A 3,072-nucleotide genomic window follows, 5' to 3' on the forward strand; every position below is an offset into this window, starting at 1 on the left:
ACAAAACCGTCTACACGGCGCTGGCGGGGATATTTATCGCGGGCATGGCGGGCTGTTCGCACGCGCCCATTCCTGTGGCTGAGAATTTTCCCTACACAGCCCAAAAAAAGGTGCGCTCGGCTGGCCACTGGGACGCCGTTGCTGGGCACGTGGCCTCCAGCACGCTGACGCGGCTTGCGCAGACGTCGGCGGCTGACTCGGCGCTGCAGGTGGTATTGCCAGCATCGCCCACTGCGTTCGACCGAGCCTTTCGCGAGCTGCTCATCACTCGCTTGGTCAATGACGGCAAGACCGTCGTCGAGCGCGACGATGCGCCCGTCAAAGTCAGCTACCAAGCCCAAGTGGTACGGCACAACAGCGGCCGTCCGCACTTCGTTCCCGGGCTGTTTACCGCCATCACCTCCGGCGTGTACGTCGCGCACTATCTCGGCGTGAAGGCGCATCAAGACGCCGCGCTGGCGGGTGGCCTCGGCTATGCCGTGATCGCCGATGTGGCCAGCAGCCAGTACACTGGCGGCCCTACCCACACCGAGATCATCCTGACCACCACCATTATGCAGGGCGACCGCTACCTGGTGCGCAACACGGACGTCTACTACATCGAGGATAGCGACGCGACGTTGTTCCAGACGGTGCGCGGTCCCGTGTCCCGCGAATACAAGGTGGTGTCGCAATGAGAGCCTTACCTGCATTGGTCACCGCCGTGGCCGTCGGTGTGGCGGGCTGTGCGTTGTCCCCCGCGCCCAAACCGCCCACGTACGAGATAGCTGCTGCCCATCCCTTCCTGCAGGCCAACCGCGACGCGATGGCCAAGCTATTGGCGGGATTGCCGGCGGCGCAGGTGTCGCCGCTGCTCGTGGCCACCATCGTTGACGTCAACGATTTGCGTGTCTCCTCGCCGCTTGGGCGCACCCTGTCCGAGCAGTACAGCTCGGCGGCCGCTGCCGCGGGAATCGACGTGCGCGAGATGAAGCTGCGCGGCGACGTTTTCGTACGTGAACAGACCGGCGAGCTGTTGTTGTCGCGTGAAATCAAGGACATTGCCCGTGTACATCAGGCCACTGCGGTATTGGTGGGCACGTATTCGGTAGCCGGGCAGTATGTCTATATCAACGTCAAGCTGGTGCGGTCGGAAACCGGGCAGATCCTCAGGGGCTATGATTACGCTCTGCCGTTGGATACCGACGTCCAACGTTTGATACGCAAGCCTGCCAGCGACCGCTGACGCCGTCACCCCCACGGCGTTCCCATCTTTTTGTGACCGCCTGATCCCGTCAGGACGGGCGGCTTGTTCGTTATGCGCAAAGGCATCATTCTCGCCGGTGGTTCCGGCACCCGACTGTACCCGGCCACACTCGCCGTCAGCAAACAGCTGCTGCCGGTGTACGACAAGCCCATGGTGTACTACCCACTCAGCACTCTTATGCTGGCGGGCATTCGCGACGTGCTCATCATCAGCACGCCGCAGGACACGCCGCGCTTTGCCCAACTGCTGGGTGACGGCAGCCAGTGGGGCATGCACCTGCAATACGCCAGCCAGCCCAGCCCCGACGGCCTGGCGCAAGCCTTCCTCATCGGTGCCGACTTCGTGGCCGGACACCCCAGCGCCCTGGTGCTGGGCGACAACATCTTCTACGGGCACGACCTGCAGCCGCTGTTGCGCGCCGCCGATGCCCAAACCGAAGGCGCCACCGTCTTTGCCTACCACGTCCACGACCCCGAGCGCTACGGCGTCGTCGAATTCGACGCGCACGGACGTGCCCTCAGCATCGAAGAAAAGCCCGCGCAACCCAAGTCCTCATACGCCGTCACTGGCCTGTACTTTTACGACGAACTGGTGGTGGACATTGCCCGTCAGGTCAAGCCCAGTGCGCGCGGCGAACTCGAAATCACCGACGTCAACCGCGCTTACCTCGAACGGGGCCAGCTCTCGGTGCAAATCCTCAAGCGCGGCTACGCCTGGCTGGATACAGGCACGCATGACAGCTTGCTCGACGCCGGGCAGTTCATTGCCACGCTGGAGCGGCGGCAGGGCCTCAAAATCTCGTGCCCCGAAGAAGTGGCCTGGCGCAACGGCTGGATCGACGACGAGCAGCTGCGCCGCTTGGCGGAGCGCTTGGGCAAAAGCGGCTACGGCCGCTACCTGCTTGGCCTGCTGCCGTGACGACTGGGTGCGACCACCCGTGTGACGTGCCGACAGTGTGCAAGCTGCTGCACCGTTTCGGGCTGCCGTGACGACGGGAAGGCGCCTATCCATGCGCCCCGTGCGCCGATTTGATGCCTGTGGTGACGTGCAGGCGCTGGTGACGATGGGCTTGGCCACCCGTGCGCCAGCGTCCTCTGCAAGGGCGCGAATGGCCAACCGCACGGCACAGTGTACCCCGCGTGCGTATACAACGGCAGGCGTGGCGCTGTGGATCGCCGATGCCGCTGGACGGCGTACCCCGTGGGCATCCGACTACAGGGCGGCGCGGCAACCGCAAGACGCGCGCGCCGATGCACGGGTGGGGGCAACGCAGCAGCGCCAGCGTGGCGTCGGAAAGGATTAGCCCTGCAGCTTAAGCGATAATGACGCGGTTGTGGAGCGCCCTGGCCGACGATGGCGTTGGCGCCCGACTCAGCCATGCCGTACACCGTCACTCCCACCGCCATCGCCGACGTGCTCATCCTGCAGCCGAAAGTCTTCGGCGACGAACGCGGCTTCTTCTTCGAGAGCTTCAACCAGCGCGACTTCGAAGCCGCCACCGGCTTGCGTGACGTCACCTTCGTGCAAGACAACCACAGCCGCAGCCGCCGCGGCGTGCTGCGCGGGCTGCACTACCAACTACCGCCCAAGGCGCAGGGTAAGCTGGTGCGCGTGGTGCGCGGAGCAGTATTCGACGTGGCGGTGGACATTCGGCCCCAGTCGCCCACCTACGGCCAGTGGGTGGGCGTCGAACTCAGCGAAGACAACCAGCGCCTGCTGTGGATACCGCCGGGTTTTGCGCACGGCTTTCTGGCGCTCAGCGAAGAGGCCGACTTCCTCTACAAAACCACCGACTACTACAGCCCCGAACACGAGCGCTGCATCCG

General features: G+C 64.6%; 4 protein-coding genes. All 4 read left to right on the forward strand.

All coding sequences use genetic code 11. The annotated features are described in order from the left end of the window. Positions 1-677: hypothetical protein (locus tag V7Z54_RS09095; protein ID WP_334136005.1), on the forward strand; the 677-nt coding region annotated here is incomplete at its 5' end. A gap of 14 nt (positions 678-691) precedes the next feature. Continuing rightward, entirely contained in the window at positions 692-1,225 is a 534-nt protein-coding gene (locus V7Z54_RS09100; protein ID WP_334136006.1) for a FlgO family outer membrane protein, read from the forward strand. A 72-nt stretch (positions 1,226-1,297) separates the two neighbouring features. Further along, positions 1,298-2,164 carry a glucose-1-phosphate thymidylyltransferase RfbA gene (gene rfbA, locus V7Z54_RS09105; RefSeq protein ID WP_334136008.1) on the forward strand — a complete coding sequence of 289 codons (867 nt, stop codon included), beginning with the start codon at positions 1,298-1,300 and terminating at the stop codon, positions 2,162-2,164. 459 nt (positions 2,165-2,623) lie between these two features. Continuing rightward, positions 2,624-3,072, forward strand: a 449-nt coding sequence (gene rfbC / locus V7Z54_RS09110; RefSeq protein ID WP_334136010.1) for a dTDP-4-dehydrorhamnose 3,5-epimerase, incomplete at its 3' end; no start/stop codon positions are given.

Origin of the sequence: Tepidimonas sp. (genome assembly GCF_036824975.1) — a bacterium.
GTDB lineage: Bacteria > Pseudomonadota > Gammaproteobacteria > Burkholderiales > Burkholderiaceae_C > Tepidimonas.

Bases quoted from the DNA above. Each gene is read 5' to 3' on its own strand.
- rfbA (WP_334136008.1), top strand. From the start codon at position 1,298: ATGCGCAAAGGCATCATTCTCGCCGGTGGTTCCGGCACCCGACTGTAC.